Source organism: Metallumcola ferriviriculae, from assembly GCF_035573695.1.
Lineage (GTDB): Bacteria > Bacillota > JADQBR01 > JADQBR01 > JADQBR01 > Metallumcola > Metallumcola ferriviriculae.
Map to the genome: position 1 here is coordinate 786,940 of NZ_CP121694.1, position 17,944 is coordinate 804,883.

18 protein-coding genes are annotated in these 17,944 nt (G+C 43.6%); 16 read left to right on the forward strand and 2 right to left on the reverse strand.

Translation table 11 applies throughout. The features are described 5' to 3' along the window. Window positions 1-13 precede the first annotated feature (13 nt). The 14 genes from MFMK1_RS04010 (at window position 14) to MFMK1_RS04075 (ending at window position 14,711) form a co-directional block, all read left to right on the forward strand. A complete protein-coding gene (locus tag MFMK1_RS04010) occupies window positions 14-628 on the forward strand; it encodes a phage tail protein (RefSeq protein ID WP_366923877.1) in 615 nt (204 codons plus the stop codon). A 5-nt stretch (window positions 629-633) separates the two neighbouring features. Then, a complete protein-coding gene (locus MFMK1_RS04015; RefSeq protein WP_366923878.1) occupies window positions 634-954 on the forward strand; it encodes a hypothetical protein in 321 nt (106 codons plus the stop codon). Between the two features lie 41 nt (window positions 955-995). After that, on the forward strand, window positions 996-1,265 hold the full coding sequence (locus tag MFMK1_RS04020; RefSeq protein WP_366924864.1) for a phage tail assembly chaperone: 270 nt from the start codon (window positions 996-998) through the stop codon (window positions 1,263-1,265). Between the two features lie 4 nt (window positions 1,266-1,269). Further along, window positions 1,270-3,450, forward strand: a complete 2,181-nt coding sequence (locus MFMK1_RS04025) for a phage tail tape measure protein (RefSeq protein ID WP_366923879.1) — start codon at window positions 1,270-1,272, stop codon at window positions 3,448-3,450. Next, the gene (locus MFMK1_RS04030; protein WP_366923880.1) at window positions 3,447-5,447 is read left to right on the forward strand and encodes a glucosidase family protein; all 2,001 of its coding nucleotides are present in this window, start codon (window positions 3,447-3,449) and stop codon (window positions 5,445-5,447) included. The genes MFMK1_RS04025 and MFMK1_RS04030 overlap by 4 nt, the downstream gene beginning before the upstream one ends. Window position 5,448: 1 nt before the next feature. After that, the gene (locus MFMK1_RS04035; RefSeq protein WP_366923881.1) at window positions 5,449-7,401 is read left to right on the forward strand and encodes a distal tail protein Dit; all 1,953 of its coding nucleotides are present in this window, start codon (window positions 5,449-5,451) and stop codon (window positions 7,399-7,401) included. A gap of 13 nt (window positions 7,402-7,414) precedes the next feature. Beyond that, window positions 7,415-9,757: a phage tail spike protein gene (locus tag MFMK1_RS04040; protein WP_366923882.1), complete on the forward strand. Its 2,343-nt coding sequence runs from the start codon at window positions 7,415-7,417 to the stop codon at window positions 9,755-9,757. A gap of 10 nt (window positions 9,758-9,767) precedes the next feature. Further along, on the forward strand, window positions 9,768-9,992 hold the full coding sequence (locus tag MFMK1_RS04045) for a hypothetical protein (protein ID WP_366923883.1): 225 nt from the start codon (window positions 9,768-9,770) through the stop codon (window positions 9,990-9,992). Between the two features lies 1 nt (window position 9,993). Continuing rightward, window positions 9,994-10,401, forward strand: coding sequence for a phage holin family protein (locus tag MFMK1_RS04050; RefSeq protein WP_366923884.1), 408 nt, complete (start codon window positions 9,994-9,996; stop codon window positions 10,399-10,401). 1 nt (window position 10,402) lies between these two features. Then, window positions 10,403-11,113, forward strand: a complete 711-nt coding sequence (locus MFMK1_RS04055; protein WP_366923885.1) for an N-acetylmuramoyl-L-alanine amidase — start codon at window positions 10,403-10,405, stop codon at window positions 11,111-11,113. A gap of 64 nt (window positions 11,114-11,177) precedes the next feature. After that, on the forward strand, window positions 11,178-11,615 hold the full coding sequence (locus MFMK1_RS04060) for a helix-turn-helix transcriptional regulator (RefSeq protein ID WP_366923886.1): 438 nt from the start codon (window positions 11,178-11,180) through the stop codon (window positions 11,613-11,615). 43 nt (window positions 11,616-11,658) lie between these two features. Continuing rightward, a complete protein-coding gene (locus tag MFMK1_RS04065; RefSeq protein ID WP_366924865.1) occupies window positions 11,659-11,751 on the forward strand; it encodes an SHOCT domain-containing protein in 93 nt (30 codons plus the stop codon). Between the two features lie 64 nt (window positions 11,752-11,815). Further along, a complete protein-coding gene (locus MFMK1_RS04070) occupies window positions 11,816-13,243 on the forward strand; it encodes a recombinase family protein (RefSeq protein WP_366923887.1) in 1,428 nt (475 codons plus the stop codon). Then, window positions 13,179-14,711, forward strand: a complete 1,533-nt coding sequence (locus tag MFMK1_RS04075; RefSeq protein WP_366924866.1) for a recombinase family protein — start codon at window positions 13,179-13,181, stop codon at window positions 14,709-14,711. Before MFMK1_RS04070 ends, MFMK1_RS04075 begins: the two co-directional genes overlap by 65 nt. A gap of 146 nt (window positions 14,712-14,857) precedes the next feature. Here MFMK1_RS04075 and MFMK1_RS04080 read toward each other — a convergent pair whose 3' ends face one another. Next, window positions 14,858-15,010, reverse strand: coding sequence for a hypothetical protein (locus MFMK1_RS04080; protein ID WP_366923888.1), 153 nt, complete (start codon window positions 15,008-15,010; stop codon window positions 14,858-14,860). A gap of 180 nt (window positions 15,011-15,190) precedes the next feature. Continuing rightward, window positions 15,191-15,550 (reverse strand): hypothetical protein, encoded by a 360-nt coding sequence (locus MFMK1_RS04085; protein WP_366923889.1) that lies wholly within the window; start codon window positions 15,548-15,550, stop codon window positions 15,191-15,193. 255 nt (window positions 15,551-15,805) lie between these two features. Between MFMK1_RS04085 and MFMK1_RS04090 the strand changes: the two genes are divergently transcribed. Both MFMK1_RS04090 and MFMK1_RS04095 read left to right on the forward strand, forming a co-directional pair. Continuing rightward, window positions 15,806-16,141 (forward strand): hypothetical protein, encoded by a 336-nt coding sequence (locus tag MFMK1_RS04090; RefSeq protein WP_366923890.1) that lies wholly within the window; start codon window positions 15,806-15,808, stop codon window positions 16,139-16,141. Between the two features lie 109 nt (window positions 16,142-16,250). Beyond that, window positions 16,251-17,912 carry a hypothetical protein gene (locus tag MFMK1_RS04095; RefSeq protein WP_366923891.1) on the forward strand — a complete coding sequence of 554 codons (1,662 nt, stop codon included), beginning with the start codon at window positions 16,251-16,253 and terminating at the stop codon, window positions 17,910-17,912. The last annotated feature ends 32 nt before the right edge of the window (window positions 17,913-17,944 follow it).

The following is a 17,944-nucleotide window of genomic DNA, read 5'->3' on the forward strand; positions in this document are numbered from 1 at the left end:
GTGGTGATGCTAGATGACAATAGCAGGTAAGGTTGGTGCGGTGTTTTTGCAAACAGAAGATGTGCATGAGACATTCATTAAAGAAGCAGCCACAGCCAATATTGAATTTACGCACTACACTATCACCGATGAGTTATGTCGGTACTTAGATAGAAACTCTCCCATAACCGTCTATATAAACGATGTCCAATATAATGGCAATTTTGAAGCCCGGCATTTGGGCGGTGTCATTATCTTTCCCGTACCCCTGCTTGGTACTGATACTGTGACAGTCAGTGGAAAGAGCATTCGGGTAGACCAGGCAGGAGGCTTCTTTAGCTGGAGCGCAGATCTTTCATCGGACACTGTTGATGTGAGCACCTTTGAAAGCGGTGGCTGGAAAGAGAACCTCCCCACCATAAACGGCTTTACTGCTGCTGCAGAGAGCTATTGGGCTGATGAAAGACTGTCCTCAAGGCTCGGCCAGGAAGTGATCATTGCCTTGTATTTGGACACTGGTACCAATAAAAAACGATATGAGGGCTATGGGAGGATTTCGGGGGACAGCATTAAGCTTTCAGCTGATGGTGTAGTAAATGAAAGCATTGAATTTGAAGGCAGCGGTAAGCTGTATTATAGGGAGGATTAAAGAAGATGAAGCAAGGAGTATCCATAGAGCTTGATAAGCCAAGGACCTTTAGGTATGGGATGAACGCTCTCATTAGGATAGAGGAGCTTACCGGTAAAAACCTTACGAAACTTGAACTAGATAATATCTCCATCAAAGACCTGCGGACCATCGTCTATGCGGGTCTTTTTCATGAGGATAAAAATCTGACGCCGGAAAAATGCGCAGACCTGATCGATGAATATAGTGACATCGGCACTGTGGCCGAAAAGCTCGGTGAAGCCATGACCCTGGCTTTTGGTACAAAGCCGGGAAACCCACAGGCGGTGGAGACAGTCAAAGCTTAAACTTTGACGAGCTGTTTTCCATCGCAATAAAAAAGCTAAGACTGAAACCGGCTGAGTTTTGGGAGTTAACCCCTTATGAGCTTGCGCTAATGTTCGGGGGCCACGCGGAAGAGAAATCAGAACGAAGGCAGGAACTTATATATCTGGCTTGGCATGTGGAAGCATTTGCAAGGCAAAAGAGGTTACCGAGTCTGAAGAAAGTTCTAAAGGACAGCGAAATCAAGAAAAAAACGAGTAGTCGCCTGTCAATAGAGCAGCTAATAAAGGTTGCCAAGAGTAAAGGGCTGAAAGTGCCGGTGAAATGGAGGTGATGGGATGGCAGTAATTAGAAGTGTTGTGGTGAAAATCGGAGCGGATATTTCAGAGCTACAAAAAAGCTTGAACAGTGCTGCAAAAAAATTGGATAAAGCCGGTAAAAGCCTCGCTTCCATTGGTGGCACCTTAACCAAGGGGCTGACTCTTCCCATCGCCGCCGCTACCACAGGAATTTTAAAGCTGGGGATGGACTTTGATGATACTTTCGAGAAAATTCGAGTCGGAACCGGAGCCACAGGTGCAGCACTTCAGGACCTTCAGGATGATTTCAAGGCAGTTTATGCTTCCGTTCCGGCTGGAATGGAGGATGTGAGCACTGCCATTGCCGATCTTAATACGAGAACCGGGCTTGCAGGCAAACCACTGCAGGAGTTATCCACCCAGATGCTGAACCTCTCTCGCATTACTGGAGAGGATTTATCAGGTATGATATCAAGTTCATCGCGCCTTTTTGGAGACTGGAGTGTGGCGGCCGGTGATACTGCAGGCACCATGGACTATTTGTTTAAGGTTGCCCAAAGCACCGGAATTGGTTTTAATGATCTGAACGCCAAGATGGTGGAGTTTGGAGCGCCACTTCGTCAAATGGGCTTTGACCTAGAGACCTCAGCTGCTATGCTCGGTAAGTTTGAAAAGGAAGGGGTCAACACCGAGCTAGTGCTTGGCGGACTTCGTATAGCACTGGGCAAGATGGCCCAAGAAGGTATTACCGATACCAAGGCGGCTCTTGAAGAGGTTACTAAAAGAATAAAGGAGGCAGGCTCCACCGGTGAAGCCAATGCCATCGCCCTTGAAATGTTCGGTACTCGCATAGGCCCCGATATGGCTGCTGCCATTAGGGAAGGCAGGTTTGAACTGTCAGATCTAGTGAAAACCTTACAAACGAGCAGTGAAACTATCAACGGAGCCGCTTTTGAAACCATAGATTTTGCTGAGCAGCTGACCATAATGAAAAACAGGGCTGCTGTTGCATTAGAGCCACTCGGTTCATCTTTGATGCAGGCGGTCAATTCGGCCATGCCTGCCATCGAGGGCCTTATTGGAAAGCTGACTGGTTTAGTCGATTGGTTTGGAAACCTTGACAACGGCTCGCAGATACTGATTCTTTCCTTCATCGGTTTTGCCGCAGCAATAGGTCCTCTCCTTTCACTTGTGGGCAATCTCACAAGTGGTGTCGGCGCTGCAGTGAATGCTGTGAAGTGGCTTGCCGATGCGGAAAATATCGCAGCAATAAAGACAACCGTTTTGTCTGTGGCTCAAAAGGCAGCGGCAGCAGCTCAGTGGCTACTTAATGCGGCCATGTCAGCCAATCCCATAGGTCTTGTTGTTATCGCCCTGGCCGCATTGGTGGCAGCAATCGTCTATCTATGGAATACCAATGAAGACTTTAAAAAGGCGGTTATCGCTATCTGGGATGGAATTGTTGATGGAGTTAATAAGGCTATTGATTTTATGGTCAATCTGTTTAACAACGTGGTTAGTTTCTTTAAAGATAATTGGCAGAGCATCTTGCTCTTGATGGTTAATCCCTTTGCCGGAGCATTTAAGTATCTTTATGAGAATTGCGAGCAGTTTCGCACCTTTATCAATAATCTATTGGCTGCTATTGGCCGGTGGTTTACCGGGATTTACAACGGCATTAAAAGCACCGCTTCAAGTATCGTCTCAAGCATTCAAACTACATTTAACCGCGTTAAATCATGGGTGGCTGATTTTATCTCTAACGGTGCCCAGTGGGGAGCAAATCTTATAAAGAATATTGCTGATGGCATCTTATCCGGTATTAAATGGGTAAGAAATGCTACTGCAAGGGTAGCAGATACCGTGAAAGGATACCTAGGCTTTTCCTCGCCAACTGAAAAAGGGCCGGGCAGTAAAGCTGATAGATGGATGCCCAATATGATCTCTATGCTGGAAAGTGGCATCAAAAAGGGTATTCCCGATATAAGGTCTGCTGCCATGGACCTAGCAGGAAGTATTTCGAACTTAGGCAATACAAATATTTTAAAAGAGGCGGTTCCTGCGGATAGAACTACCAGCCGGACTTCTAGTTTGCAGATAGAGAACTTACTCTCGGTAGAAAGAATGGAAATGGCTAATGACCTGGATATATATAAATTGAGCCAAAAGATAGCAGAGCTTTTAAAAGAACAAATGTATTTGACTGGGGTGAGGTTATGAGAAGCGCCTTTGATATACCGAATATTATTAACACTAAAAACGGTTATGTGCTTGATTTGTCCCCGGAGCGTTTGACCTCAGCCTTAGCAGCAGAGGGTTTTAGCCTTAATGACTCAACTTTGCACAGTGATTTTGCCGGGCGGGCCGTACTAAGTGACCCTACTTCTGAAATAGCGATGGTGCTAAATGATCAGATATCCAGCGTAGATATACGCCCTTTCTTATCTATGCTGTTAGCTAAGTCGGGAAAAAGAGATGTCAATACGGCCATAGCGGCTAAAACCTGTGACATGGGCTACTATCCTTTGGTAGCGAACACCTGTAATTCCGAAAATACCAGTTTTGAAACTAAGTTTAAATGTAAAGATGGCTATCCTACCGGTATTGTGGAGTGGCACTATGCCAGGGACTATAACGGCAAGGTACGTGCCTTAGATATACTATCCTTTTCGCGAAATAACGTACTGTACATAATTGCCGATGCCCAAAACATCAATGATTTAAAGATTGCCATGGAATGGGTAGGGTGGGATTCCGGCCAGCCAGATAAACATGATTTGTCTGCAGCGTACGAGATTTATAATGGCCAGGGCGTAATTTGGGTAGAAGAACATAATAGCGGCTGGTTTGCGGCTTTAAGCTGCACCAATATGAATGAATATCAGGTGGATTCAGTTCAGTTCACACCTATCTATGCATTGGATGAGACTAAAACTACTGTTAGCCATTCAAGTTGTTTTGTTGGTATGGGTACGGATGGTCTGGGTGAACGCGGTAGTGTAGTTTTTGCTATCGCCATAGGCAGGAGTAAGGCTGAGGTAATGGAAAAAGCGGTAGCTGGCCTCTCAAATTGGGAAAGTGAATATACGGACGCAGAGAACATGTGGTGTGAATACTTTTCCGGTTTAGAAAGGCAGTGGTTTGCCCCGGAAGCAATAAAGGCCAAGGGATATTTTTCTCTCATGCAAATCCTTAATTTGTCGGTGGGCGGCTATTTGTCAGCGGGAATTCCCAATTGGCCTTATAACTGGGTGCGTGATACTGCCTGGGCGATCCATGCCCTCATCCCAATAAAACCGGCACTAGCTGCCCAGTTTCTCAGCTGGTTTGAAGGTAAGAACATGTTAACAGTAAACGACTTTGATATAGATGGTACCGGGGAATACAACTATAACAACACCGATAATGCGGCTGTATTCCTGGCGGCAGCCGGTAAATACTTTAGGCACACTAATGATAAACAATTGCTGTCAGGGTTAAAACCGCAGCTAGATCAGTTGTTTACCTACCTAGAGGACAATTTTATAGAGGCAGATAGACATATTTTAGCCCGGCATGTTCATGATTATTGGGATGACTATGCTAGTGAGATAACAACATCGTTGGTGAAATATGAAAGCATGGTGGATATCTTATGGATTTATGCTCTTGAGAATCTTATCCCGGTATATAGAAGCTTAGGTGATAACAGCAGGGTTACCTTTGGGGTGAACGCACTTAGTCTTCTTAAGCAGGGGTTAGCTGATTACCGCCGGGAGGACGGGGGCTTTGATTATGCTATTAAACAGGATGGGACGCTGTATGACAGTGTTTTAACGGTGCCAGCTAATATTTTCGCAGCCTGGATGCTTAATGACAAGTCATGTTTCAATTGGCTTAAGAGCAGAACTGCAGTTGCAACCCTGGGAGGGCTGGGGTTACAACTTGACCATGGGGTAGGCTTTTCCCAAAGCAGCACAGGAACAGCAAAAAAGAAAGATATCTGGTTTCCGCATGTCTGTATTATTGCCATGTTAGCGGCTGAAGAGGGTGATTTAAAGCCGCTTAAGCTTCTAGCTAATAATTTTCCTTTCGGGTCCTTGCCTGAATATGTGCAGGCAGATTTAAAGAATGGGAATAGGCTTGGCTATTTAAGCGGAGCCTGGTCCTTTTCCTGGTCATACGCAGCCTATCTTGAAATGATGAACCGCCTGTTTTTAGCAAGCGGGGGTAAATAACATGCGAGAACTATTGAATAGTAAACTGATTGTCACTGATAGCGCAGATAGTTTTTACCGTCTTTTCCCTAACCCCCCGTTGGGATTGGTATTACTTAATTATACAGAGGGTGCCGGGGAAGCAACCAGAGCGGCCACCCTAGTTCCCTCCAGCGCCTGGACGCTTATTTTCTTATGCTCCTATGGTACTAAGGACGCGATAGATAAGGCTAAGCTAATCGCAGATAATTTGATTGATAATATTATCGAGACTACTGTCAATGGCCAAACCATGTACTTTCAATCCATACATTACTTTAATACTGATAATCAGCAATGGCAAAGACGAAAAGATGATGGTTATTGCGAGGTATATACAAGGGATTTGTTCTTATCAGCTTACGGTTTAAGCCGCTTATACCTTCGTTGTGGAGAAGATACTTACAAACAGTGGTCTTTAAAGCTGATTGAGAGCATTTATAAAGTGCAGACTGCTTTTTCTTCCCTTTGCGGCACCGAACTGCCTGCATATTTGGACGGTGCTTTTCCTGAATTTTATCTCCGCACAGATGCCGGAGTAGAATTCTATCCCGTTAACGGGCGTGTGCCACTGCATCTCGGGGATATTGCCTATGACCTGGTGCAAACTGCAATAGCTGCATTTGGAAATAGCCAGCAAACTGCTGAGGGCGGGACTTACTATATCGGGGACATTAATGATAGATTTCATAACTTTATCCGCACAAATTGCATACAAAGCCAGCGGGGAGTAATGGAAACGGTAGGTCTGCCTTATATGTATATGGCCCCCATAGAAGGCACAAGTGATTATACTGGCAAGAACCTATCGCCGGTATATAACCAGTGGGGAGATGTTAACTGGACTTCAGATACAGTTCTGTGGTCGGTGCTGGGTTTGGCTAAAAATGAAGGCAGTGGGGCCGCGATCTTTGTTGCTAGGGCTAAAGCTTTAATGATAAACGGCTTTTTCTATGATGTATATACCTATACAGGAGTAAAGGATAGCGAGTTCCCCGATCTGGCTACTCAAGCCACTATTTTTTACCTTGAGGCCCTTCGTCTTACAGGAGGGACGTATGACTATAAAACAGAACAAGCGTTGATGAAGGTGCAGGTAGATAGTCTAGACCCTAATTCCAACGGACTATATTACTGGTCACTTGAAGATAAAACGGTGGAGATGGTAGCGACAGCGCGTATATTCACCGGCTTTTTTAATCTAGAAGCCTTTGCTAGCGGTATGCCAAGAAAGCTTTATTTTGACGGAGTGGATACCTCAACCTTTGGACTTTCCATCATTGATGTTAAGGGGCGCTGGGAAATTCCTGAAGGGGAGGAAACAAGCACAAAGCTTCCTGGCATGGATGGTACCTACTATCATCACACCGAATTCAAGGAGCGAACCATTGTAGTAAAGGGCCTATTAAAGCATGATAGCCGGTCGGCCTTAGTAGCTGCCCAGAAGGAGCTAAATACTTTGCTTAATCCCAAAAAGGGAGAATGTGAGCTTCGCTTTGATGATGAGTATTTCAATGTTTATAAAGGAAGGCTTCGGGGGAAAACCGTCATGGAAACTGTCGGTTCAATGGAAATACTTAATCTTCAATTCAATTGTTCGAAACCTTTTATTTATGGTGTACCCCAGTATTACAAAACCTCAGGTAGCGTTTGGCTATTAAACCGGGGTTCACAAAAAACGCCTCTCAGGTTAACCCTTACTGGTCCGGCAGAATTTCCGGTAATTAGCATCGGTGACAGCCAGATATATATTAATACATCACTTGGCAGCACCGATATATTTATTGTGGATAGCGAAAAATTAGAAATCACCTTAAACGGTGCCCCGGCAGCACATTTGGCTGAAGGGGATTTTTTATATCTTGAACCGGGCGAAACTGAGATCAGTACCTCCGCTGGAAACTTAGAGATAGAGTTTTCGGAAATGTGGCTGTAAAGGTGGTGATAAGATGCTTGAGATATATGATGCAGCTGGTATCAAGCGATTAGGCTATTTGGGACAAAAGGAACTAAGTGATTTTTGTCGGGTAAGAAGTAGTAATGGCATGAGCACCCTAAAGTTTAATTGCCTGGTTAATGAAAAGACCCTGCGGCTTATCGAAAGCGAAAACAGAATTTACTTTGAGGGTAGTGAGTATATCATAAAAAGCCCTTCAGCCACTTTGACAGATGAGGGGTTTATCAGTGTATCCTGTGTGTGTTCAGCAGAGGAACTGCTCTATCGCTATATTGACGGCGAGCTAGCCTTTTCTAATGCTAGTATGAGCTATGCAGTAGCCAGGGTACTTGAGAATACGGGCTGGACTTTAAAGTATTGCGACCCCACTATCACCACTCTCCGTGATGTCCGTTTGGAAAATCTTAATCGTCTGGAAGCTTTAAACGAGCTACTTAAACTATACGGGGCAGTGGAGGAATATTGTTACGGGCCTTTCGTGCAATTTGATACTCTGGAAAAAACAGTGAGCCTATATAACGATATTGGCCAGGATAACGGGGTGACTATTCGTTCAGGAAGAAATTTAGCCAGCTTGGATTTAAGCTACGACTCGAAGGGGCTGGTAACCAGGCTATATGTGAAAGGAAAGGATGGCGTAGATATCGCTAGTGTCAATGGTGGCTATAGCTATATTGAAAACTTCTCCTTTTTCACAGCCCTCGGCTACAACACGGCTGACAGCATCATAAGGGAGCGTTTGGTGCGAGAAGATGTGGTTACCTATGACAAGATCGCTGACCCTAGTGAATTGTTGGAGCAGGGGCGAAGAAAGCTCGCGGTCGTCGCTTGGCCCAAGCTTAGTGTGAGTGTGAAGCTGGCTGACCTTTACCGCTTGTATGCTGAGGCCCTTTATAAAATAGAGGTGGGGGATTGGGTAACGGTAGAATATACCGGGCCGCAAGATATCTCTGTACGCTTAAGGGTACGAGTAATTGAAATGGTTGAATACCCCTATGAACCGCAGAGAAACAGCATTAACGTGGGAACTCCGAAACCGCAGATAAGTGATGCTGTGAAACCGGCTGTGACTACTGCGAGAATAATTACCCGGAACCGCCATGCCAATAGCCTGTTACAAGGCTTTATCAATACCGCCACCACCTTAATCAATGGTACAAATGGGCTGCTAACTATTACTGACAACACAATAGACTTTTGGGGCATTGATGCTGAAGGCAGGCGAAATGGCAAGGGGGTACGCCTATCGCCAGGGGGACTTGGTATCACTGAAGACGGTGGGCAAAGCTACAAAACAGCAGTAACCGGAGAAGGTGTGCTATCAAGTACCGTAGTGATTAACGAACTTTATGCATTATCTACCGCTGATGAATATACCAAAATCATGTCTGATGGTTTACATGTATATGATGAGAATAATATTGAACGCCTCCATGCCGGTCATTGGCAGGTGGACGCTACAGAGCGTTTTGGTTTAAGGATTACAGCATCAGATGGGACGACAGTTATTTTAGATGATCGTGGTATGCTGCAAACTTGGCAGTTGCATGTAGTAGATAATGTAGATGCCACTCATCCCCTTAAGATAATTTTCTATGTTCCACCTGGAGCCAATCTATTAAATGGTAAGCAGTTTAAACTCAGCTTTACCAAGGAATGGTTTAGAGCCTATGAAACCGGAGCAGCATCAGGAGGTGGTGTTTATGCATCCACTGAAGATGGTGGTTATACCTTTACATCCACTGAGTCAGGTGGCGGCGACATAGATACCAGCGAGCCTGGATTGTGGATTCTCTCTCCCTCACAGTATCTATTACCCGATTTTATGGATATGGCGGGCTATCATTTTCACGATAATACCATGGAGAAAGATGGTACGCATAACCATGGAATTGAGCATGGCACTACCCTTATCACCGATACGGGTAGTGTTTCATGGGTACAAAGTGGCTATCATGACCATATTCTTCACAATACTTATGCCGGAGATCACGCTCACGCTATGCTATCAGTTTCCCATACCCACGCTGTTTCTTTGCCGTTTCATGCTCACAACATGTATTTACCGAATCATCGCCATATGGTTTCTTTAGGGGACCATACTCACAATTTGGTTTTTGGTATATATGAGGGAACTGCCCCGGCTGACATATCAATTACTCTGGACGGAACTGATATTACTGCGCAACTTGGGGGGCCATTTAACGAAAACAAGAATGAACTCCAATTATCCCCCCATATAACGTCGCCAGGCTGGCATAATTTAGAGCTAGGCAGCAGTATTTTAGGTAGGATAAATGCCAGTTTGTTTATTCAACTATTTATGTATATGTGAGGTGAAAGAGATGTCAAAGCATATTAAGGTTGAGAAAGATAAGGAAGGAAACTTTAAGGTGATTCATTCACTAGAGCTGGACGAGCAAGGGCTATTAGGAAGGAAAAAGCAGCTTGAAAAATCTATCAAAGCTTATGACTTTCAGCTTAAGGGAATGACGGAGGCAAAGGCTCAGCTTCAGGCAGAACTGGATTCTATTAATCAAAGTTTAGTTAAAGAGAATGGGGGGACTTAATTTGAAAGATACAAGCACCTTTCAATTAACTTTTGCAGCCGTTGGGGGCTGGCTGGGATATCTTCTTGGCGGCCTTGACGGTTTTCTTTATGCTCTGATAGCTTTCGTGGGCATAGACTACTTGACCGGTGTGATGGTGGCTATCATCGAGAAACGGCTCTCGAGTGAAGTTGGTGCTCGAGGGATATTTAAAAAGGTACTGATTTTTACCTTGGTTGGTATTGGAAACATAGTAGATGTTCATCTAATAAAGAACGGTAGTGCAATTCGCACCGCCGTTATTTTTTTCTACTTGTCTAACGAGGGTATCAGTATTTTGGAGAATGCCGCCATCATCGGCCTGCCTATACCGGAAAAGCTTCAAGATGTTCTGTCCCAACTGAACGGTAAAGCCAGGGAGGAAGATTGAAATGGAGTTAATAACAAAATATATGACTCGTAATGATTGCTACAAGGCAGGACGAAAAATTAACCCCACGGGCATTATGGTACATTCAACCGCTACTCCCGGTATGATGGCGGTAGACTGGTTTAGTCGTTGGAATAAATCATACCAGGCGGGGGAGATAAACCGGCAGGTATGTGTCCATGCTTTTTTGGATGACAAGGAAGTCCACCAATACCTCCCCTGGGAGCATCGGGGGTGGCATGCTGGTGGGAAGGCGAATAATACCCACATTGGCTTTGAAATCTGTGAGCCAGGTGGGTTTTCTTATGCTGGTGGGGCTAACATGGTGGGCTATGATGTTTTAAAGCAGGAAGCTTATTTTAGGAAAGCTTGGCAGAATGCGGTGGAACTTTGTGTGATGCTCTGTAAGAAATATGGGCTGAGTGAACAGGACATTGTGGATCACTCTGAAGGTCATAAGCTTGCCATAGCTAGTAATCACGCAGATGTGAAGCATTGGTTTCCTAAACATGGTGAGAGTATGGATACTTTTCGGAAGGCTGTGAAAGTCGCTCTTAAGGCAGAACAATCCGCTAATAGTAATGATCCAATCGCTAAAGCCAAAAAGTTATATCGTGTTCAAGTAGGTGCTTTTGCCAATAAACAAAACGCAGATGCCATGTTAGAGAAGATTAAAGCGGCAGGTTTTGATGGCTATGTGAAATACGAATAACACTAATCAATCATTATGGGGAGCGACTCAAACGGGTCGCCCCTTTTTTCATGGAGGTAGAACCATGACGACTAAGCAAAAGCTAAAAATTCAGCAGCTGCGCAAGCTTGGACAGAGCTACGGGAAAATAGCTGCAGCCCTTTCAATCTCAGAAAACACAGTGAAATCCTATTGTAGGCGCAACAACATCGGTAATAGTAAAAAGCCCGTTGAACATGAAGACAAAGAATCAAATATCAACTGCAAGCACTGCGGGGAACCCTTGACACAAGGAACAAAGGGACACCCTAAGAAATTTTGCTCTGAACAATGTCGTCGAGCATGGTGGAAAGAAAATGACAGCCAATATAAAAAGAAAGCCTATTACACACTGGTTTGCAAAGAGTGTGGGAAAACATTCGAAAGTTATGGCAATAAAACCCGCAAGTTTTGTGGGCATGCCTGTTATATAAAGCACCGTTTTGAAAAAGCGAGGGATGATTGTGACGCATGCTCAGTTTGAACGTGAAAAGAACTATCAGGTATCATTTGCCATAGCAAAAACCATGCTCTCAAAAGGGTTAATTAATAGGAAGGAATTCGCCAAGATTAATTCACTTCTCGTTGCCAAATATCAGCCTTTAATAGGTAGTTTGTGATATGTTAATTAGCTTGCTATGTATCAAAATCAGAGTTAACATGTCACACTAGGGAGGTGATTATATGGCGCGAACCATCCGAAAAATCGAGCCAATAAAGGCAACAATACCAGTTAAGAAGCGCGTTGCCGCCTATGCCAGAGTATCCAGTGGCAAAGATGCAATGCTTCACTCTATATCAGCTCAAATCAGTTATTACAGCGACTATATTCAAAAGCAACGCGGATGGGAGTATGCCGGTGTTTATGCAGATGAAGCAATGACCGGCACCAAAGATAACAGAGCAGAGTTCCAGAGGCTCTTGAGCGACTGCAGAAACGGTAAAATAGACTTAGTTCTAACCAAGTCCATTTCCAGGTTCGCAAGGAATACGGTTACTATGTTAGAAACGGTACGAGAGTTAAAGAGCATCAATGTTGATGTCTATTTTGAAAAAGAAAATATCCACTCAATGAGCGGGGATGGTGAGTTAATGCTTACCATCCTCGCTTCTTTTGCGCAAGAAGAGAGCCGTTCGGTCAGTGAAAACTGCAAGTGGCGTATTCGAAAAGCTTTTGCTGACGGAGAGCTTGTAAACTTAAGGTTTTTGTATGGGTATCGCATTGAAAATGGTGAAATTGAAATTGACGCCAAACAGGCAGAAATAGTTCGCATGATTTTTGCAGATTATATCGGCGGTATGGGCTGCACCTTGATTGCAAAAAAGTTGTCTGGTATGGGTGTTGCACGACCTCGAGGGGGTACTTGGAACTCGGAGAGAGTTGCGGAGATCATCAAAAATGAAAAATACGCAGGGAATGCGTTGCTTCAGAAAAAGTATGTTAAAGACCATTTGACAAAGACATTGGTGCGCAACAAAGGTATGCTTCCAAAATATTATGCTGAAAACACCCATCCACCAATAATTGATGAGATTACTTTCCAAAAAGCTCAGGGGATTATGGCTAAAAACAGAGATAGTAATGCTGGAAAAAATGACCCCAAGCAATACCCTTTCACCAGTAAAATTGTCTGCAGCAAATGCGGGAAAAATTATAACCGAAAAGCTGCATGCGGGCGGGCTTCATGGAAATGCTCTACCTACCTGCGATATGGCAAGGATAGCTGCCATACCAAGCAAATCCCCGAGGACATCCTGCTTTCGATAGCTGTAGAGGTATTAGGACTTAAAGAGTTTGATGAAACGGTATTTGAGCAAAAGATAAAGGAAATACAGGCTATTGATTCTAACCTGCTGGTATTTGTTTTCCGTGACGGCCGCACTGTCCAAAAGGAATGGCAGAACAAATCACGCAGTGAAAGCTGGAGTGAAGAAGCCCGTCAGCAGGCCCGGGAACGCCAGCTAAAATACTGGAAAGGAGGAAAGCTACATGTGTTCAGCAAGAGCAGTAAAAGTTATTCCGGCAACAGCAGAACGCTTTGCACCGATAACTGCCGGAACTCCAGCCACAAGACGGGTTGCCGCCTACGCAAGGGTTTCAACGGACAATGACGAACAGCTTTCAAGCTACGAGGCGCAGGTAGATTATTACACGAGGCACATCAAATCAAATCCGGCTTGGGAATTCGTAGAAGTCTATGCCGATGAAGGTATATCAGCTACAAGCACAAAAAAGCGTGAAGGTTTCAACAGGATGATAGCCGACGCTCTGATCGGTAAAATCGACCTTATTATTACAAAATCAGTATCCCGATTTGCCAGAAATACTGTTGATACTCTTAGCACCGTCCGACAGCTTAAAGAAAAAGGCGTGGAAGTCTACTTCGAGAAGGAAAACATCCACACCATGGACAGCAAGGGTGAACTGCTTATAACCATCATGTCCAGCTTGGCCCAGGAAGAGAGTCGGAGTATTTCAGAGAACGTTACCTGGGGTCAAAGAAAGCGGTTTGCTGATGGAAAGATTAGCCTACCCTACGGAAGATTCCTTGGTTACGAAAAGGGTGATGATGGGCTTCCTAAGATTGTTGAATCGGAAGCCAAAACAGTGCGGTTGATTTATAAATTGTTCCTTGAAGGTAAGACTCCTTCGGGTATAGCAAGGCATCTTACGAAAAGTTCCATACTGACGCCATCGGGCAAACAGAAATGGCAAACCAGTACCGTAACGAGCATCCTTCAGAATGAAAAATATAAAGGTGACGCGATGCTTCAGAAGACTTTCACCGTTGATTTTCTTACCAAGAAAAAGAAGGTCAATGAAGGTGAGATTCCACAGTATTACGTGGAAAACAGTCATCCTGCAATCATAACGCCGGAAGTTTTCGATCTTGTCCAGCATGAGCTTAAGAAACGGAAAAATGCCAAGGGATATAAGACGGGTGGTGGTTGTTTTTCAGGAAAAATTATCTGTGGTGAGTGTGGGGGCTTCTTCGGCAGTAAGGTGTGGCATTCTACCAGCAAATACCGCAGGACCATTTGGCAATGCAATCATAAGTTTAAAAACAATAATAAGTGCCAGACACCGCACCTTTATGAAGATAAAATCAAAGAGGCATTTTTAGATACTTTTAACAGCCTACTTGAGAATAAAGGGGAAATCCTGCAAAACTATGAAGCCATTATTAATGACCTAACCGATACGTCAGAGTTTGAAAAAGAAAGCGCCAAGTTCCAAAGTGAAAGTGAGGTTGCGGCAGAACTGCTCCGAAAGTGTGTGGAGGAAAACGCCCATTCTGCTCTTGACCAGGGGGAATACCAGCAGCATTATACAAGCTTGGTGGAACGTTATGAAGCCGCCAAAAAAGGACTTGATGAGATTGATAATAAGCGGCTGGAACGAAATGCCAAACGTGAAAGTATAGGGGCTTTTATTCGGATGTTGGAGAAGAGTGACACGCTCTTGACTGAATTTGATGAGGAACTTTGGAATGCAACAGTGGATGCGGTGACGGTTCATCCTGAGCATGAGATTGTTTTTACTTTTAAGGACGGAATGGAACTGAATTCAAAGATATAGGAACAAAACTAAACCCGTTATATTACAGAAATGCTTATCTAATGATGCCAATGCAGTAGTTTTTTTATTGAATATAAGCAATATGAGTGGCTATGCTTAACGCATAAAAGGGGGGATATACTCCCCCTAAAAAATTTTTTATGTGATTACCCAAGTAGTTTATCTAAAAGACTTTTTCCTTCCTGCTTTTTGCCCGCGTCAGATCTTTTTTTCCGCCAGGTTCCCTTTTGCGTACGAGAACGTGGCTGTTTTCCGACATGTGGAACATTCTTTTTGCCGGCTCTTCGATCTGTGCTCATTTTTCTCCTCCTTTCTTTGCCCGGGAGAAAAAACTATGGTATTATATATTTACAGTTTTTTAATACACAGGCTTTAATAGGCCTGCCCAAGTTAGTTTTTTCTCTTGGGGTAATACTAGGCTAAAATGCCTAGTTTTTTTTCTCCTTGCCGTACTCATATTCACCTCCCCTCCCCTATGATTATTCATTTTGTTCCCCTTTGAAAAGGAAAGCAGCTAATAACGCAAGGCCGATTGCGATGAGTATTTTATTACTCATCTTGCTTGCCTTATCCCCTAAAGAGTCCTTAGCTTTACAAACAGCTTCATCAGCATAATTAAAAGTGGGTTCTTTTAATTCTGAAGCATTTATTTTTCCAGGATCGTTTTCCGCAATAAATTGAATTTTTTCATCATCATTTAAGGTGGCGAAATTTGCAAGGCAGATTTCTATCACGTTGCTCAGTGGGAGACCTGTTTTTTGCGCTATTTCAGCCAGTTTGTCGTTTAACCGGATACTGTAAGTAGATCTTGCTTTAAAATTCTCTTGAATAGTTTGCATAGGAAGATCACACCCCTTTTGGTAAATTTATACTATCACAGACATTAATACATAGTCAAGGGTTTATAACACAAAACCCCCAAAGTACAATATAAATATTCAAAAATAATTGCGGAAACGTATCAATAAAATAATCTTTTTACCGTTATTGAAGCTAGGGCTTTAGGCGCAGGCCTATGATGCAAATTTGAGGTAGATAATTATATGGAATAATTATACAATATTAAAAAGCACACAAAGGGGGAGGTGAAGCACATGGGTAAATATACAGATGAAGAAATAAGGAGTTTCTCCAAAATCACATGCAAAATAGCGGCTGATTATCTTGGAATATCACCTACGGCTGTGAGCCTCGGAATGAGAAATGACTTATTACCAATTGGATTTGCAATTCGTAATGAGGACCGGTATACCGACAGCTGGAGTTACCAAATTATTGATGAGCGACTTATTGCATATAAGCATGGAAAGATAACCAATGTTCAGGTTGAAAACATTGAGAAGAACCTTAACACCATCATTTCGCAATTTGAAGAAATGAAAAAAGACCTGCTTTTTATATTAAGCGAAAGCGCGGAACAAGGGACATAAAACTATTTGAATACGCGTTTTCGCTGGATTCAGATTCAACAGAGGAGACCACTGATGCCGAACATATTTCCCCGAACCAGAGAAATAAGGAAAGAAAGGAGGGCTGATTTTGACAGAGCAAACCACAAAATTATCCAGAGAACAATTGTATAATGAGATCTGGGAGATCTCCGTGTCCGGTGTCGCCAAGAAATATAATGTGCCTTATGCCAAATTACTTAAGTTGTGCAAAGAAACAAATATCCCATACCCACCATCGGGATACTGGACTCAATTGAATTTCGGCAAAACCGTAACAAAAACTCCGTTGCCGGAATCCTCGATTACTGAAGTTACGCTGCCCGACAACTCGGCTCCGAAAAGGTCAAAACGCACTGCCGTATTTACTACTGTTACCGAAGTTAGTAAAGAGGTCAAAGTTGAGGAAAACTTAAATTCCGAAGTTAACACTACAGAAGAATCTGAGGCAACTGATAATCAGCTGGTCACTGAAGGTTCGGGTACACCTCGTGACAAGCAGCATATTTATCGTACTGTGGATGGTAAGCATAACATTTATAACCGTGAAAAATTATATGAACAGGTGTGGGCAAATCCGGTTGTTGATGTTGCTGCTCAATATGGAGTGTCAGACGTTGCAATACATAAAATCTGTAAATCGCTTAATGTACCTGTTCCACCCCGTGGCTACTGGTCAAAGATTCGTGCTGGGGCAAAACCCAAAAAGACCCCGCTCCCAAAAACAAAGGGGGTCACTGAAATAGTTGGGGCAAGAACCTTTGAAGGAGAAAAGGAAACTAATACAGCTTCGCAGCCGCTCGCTTTTTTATCAGAAGCCGAGAGAGAAAAAGTACTACTTGCTGCACAACAAATCAAGGTATCACCTGAAAATGTGAAACTGCACAAAAAGATAACAGCCTACAAGTCTGTGGTCAAAGAATGGAATAAAAATAACATGAGACCTGAAGGCGCACAAAAAGGCTTCAATAATTATTACTATTCTAAACGTCCGCCCTTTCTTGCCGGAGTTATTTCAAATGAAACCCTCCCACGAGTTTATCGCATACTTGATGCTCTTTTTCGACAGGTTGAAAACCTAGGTGGTACTGTCAATGATGATCTATCTCTCCAGATTAGAGGTGAGTATGTGCATTTTGAAGTTTCTGAGTCCCAAGATAAAATAAAGCATGAAATCACTAGGCAAGAAGCAAAGGACTTGCTTCTTTATGAAGACGCAAAACGCCATAATACATGGGCCAGTGAACCCCAAATCAGAAAGTATGACTACGTATTCAATGGGCGGCTGAGAGTTAGTATTCGGAAACGCAGACATTTCAGAGAAACCGATAAGATGTCTATTGAATCCAGGCTAGGTGATATTTTAATAGCACTTTACGAAGAATCCCAAGTTCTTAGACTTGAGCGTGAAGCCAGTGAAGAAGCCGAGCGTAAACGTATGGAAGAAGAGAGGCGGGAGGAAGAACGCCGGAACCGATATAATGAAGAAGTCGAGCGGACAATTGCGCTGGAGAACGCGGCCTTGGACTATGAGAGAGCGTCTAGAATAAGAGCCTATGTCAAAGCTATGGAGGATTCTGCTAGCCAAGATGGAATGGATGAAGAAACGGTGAACTGGATAGATTGGGCAAAGAAAAAAGCTGATTGGTTGGATCCAATTGTGGCTAGAGAAGATGAGTTGTTTGGTAAGCGGGAGCACGAAAAAAACGAGGATCAGAAAGCGTTAAAAAAGTTTGGCCAGCATTGGTGGTAGTAAAGTTAAATCTTTTAAGAATTTGGTGATGA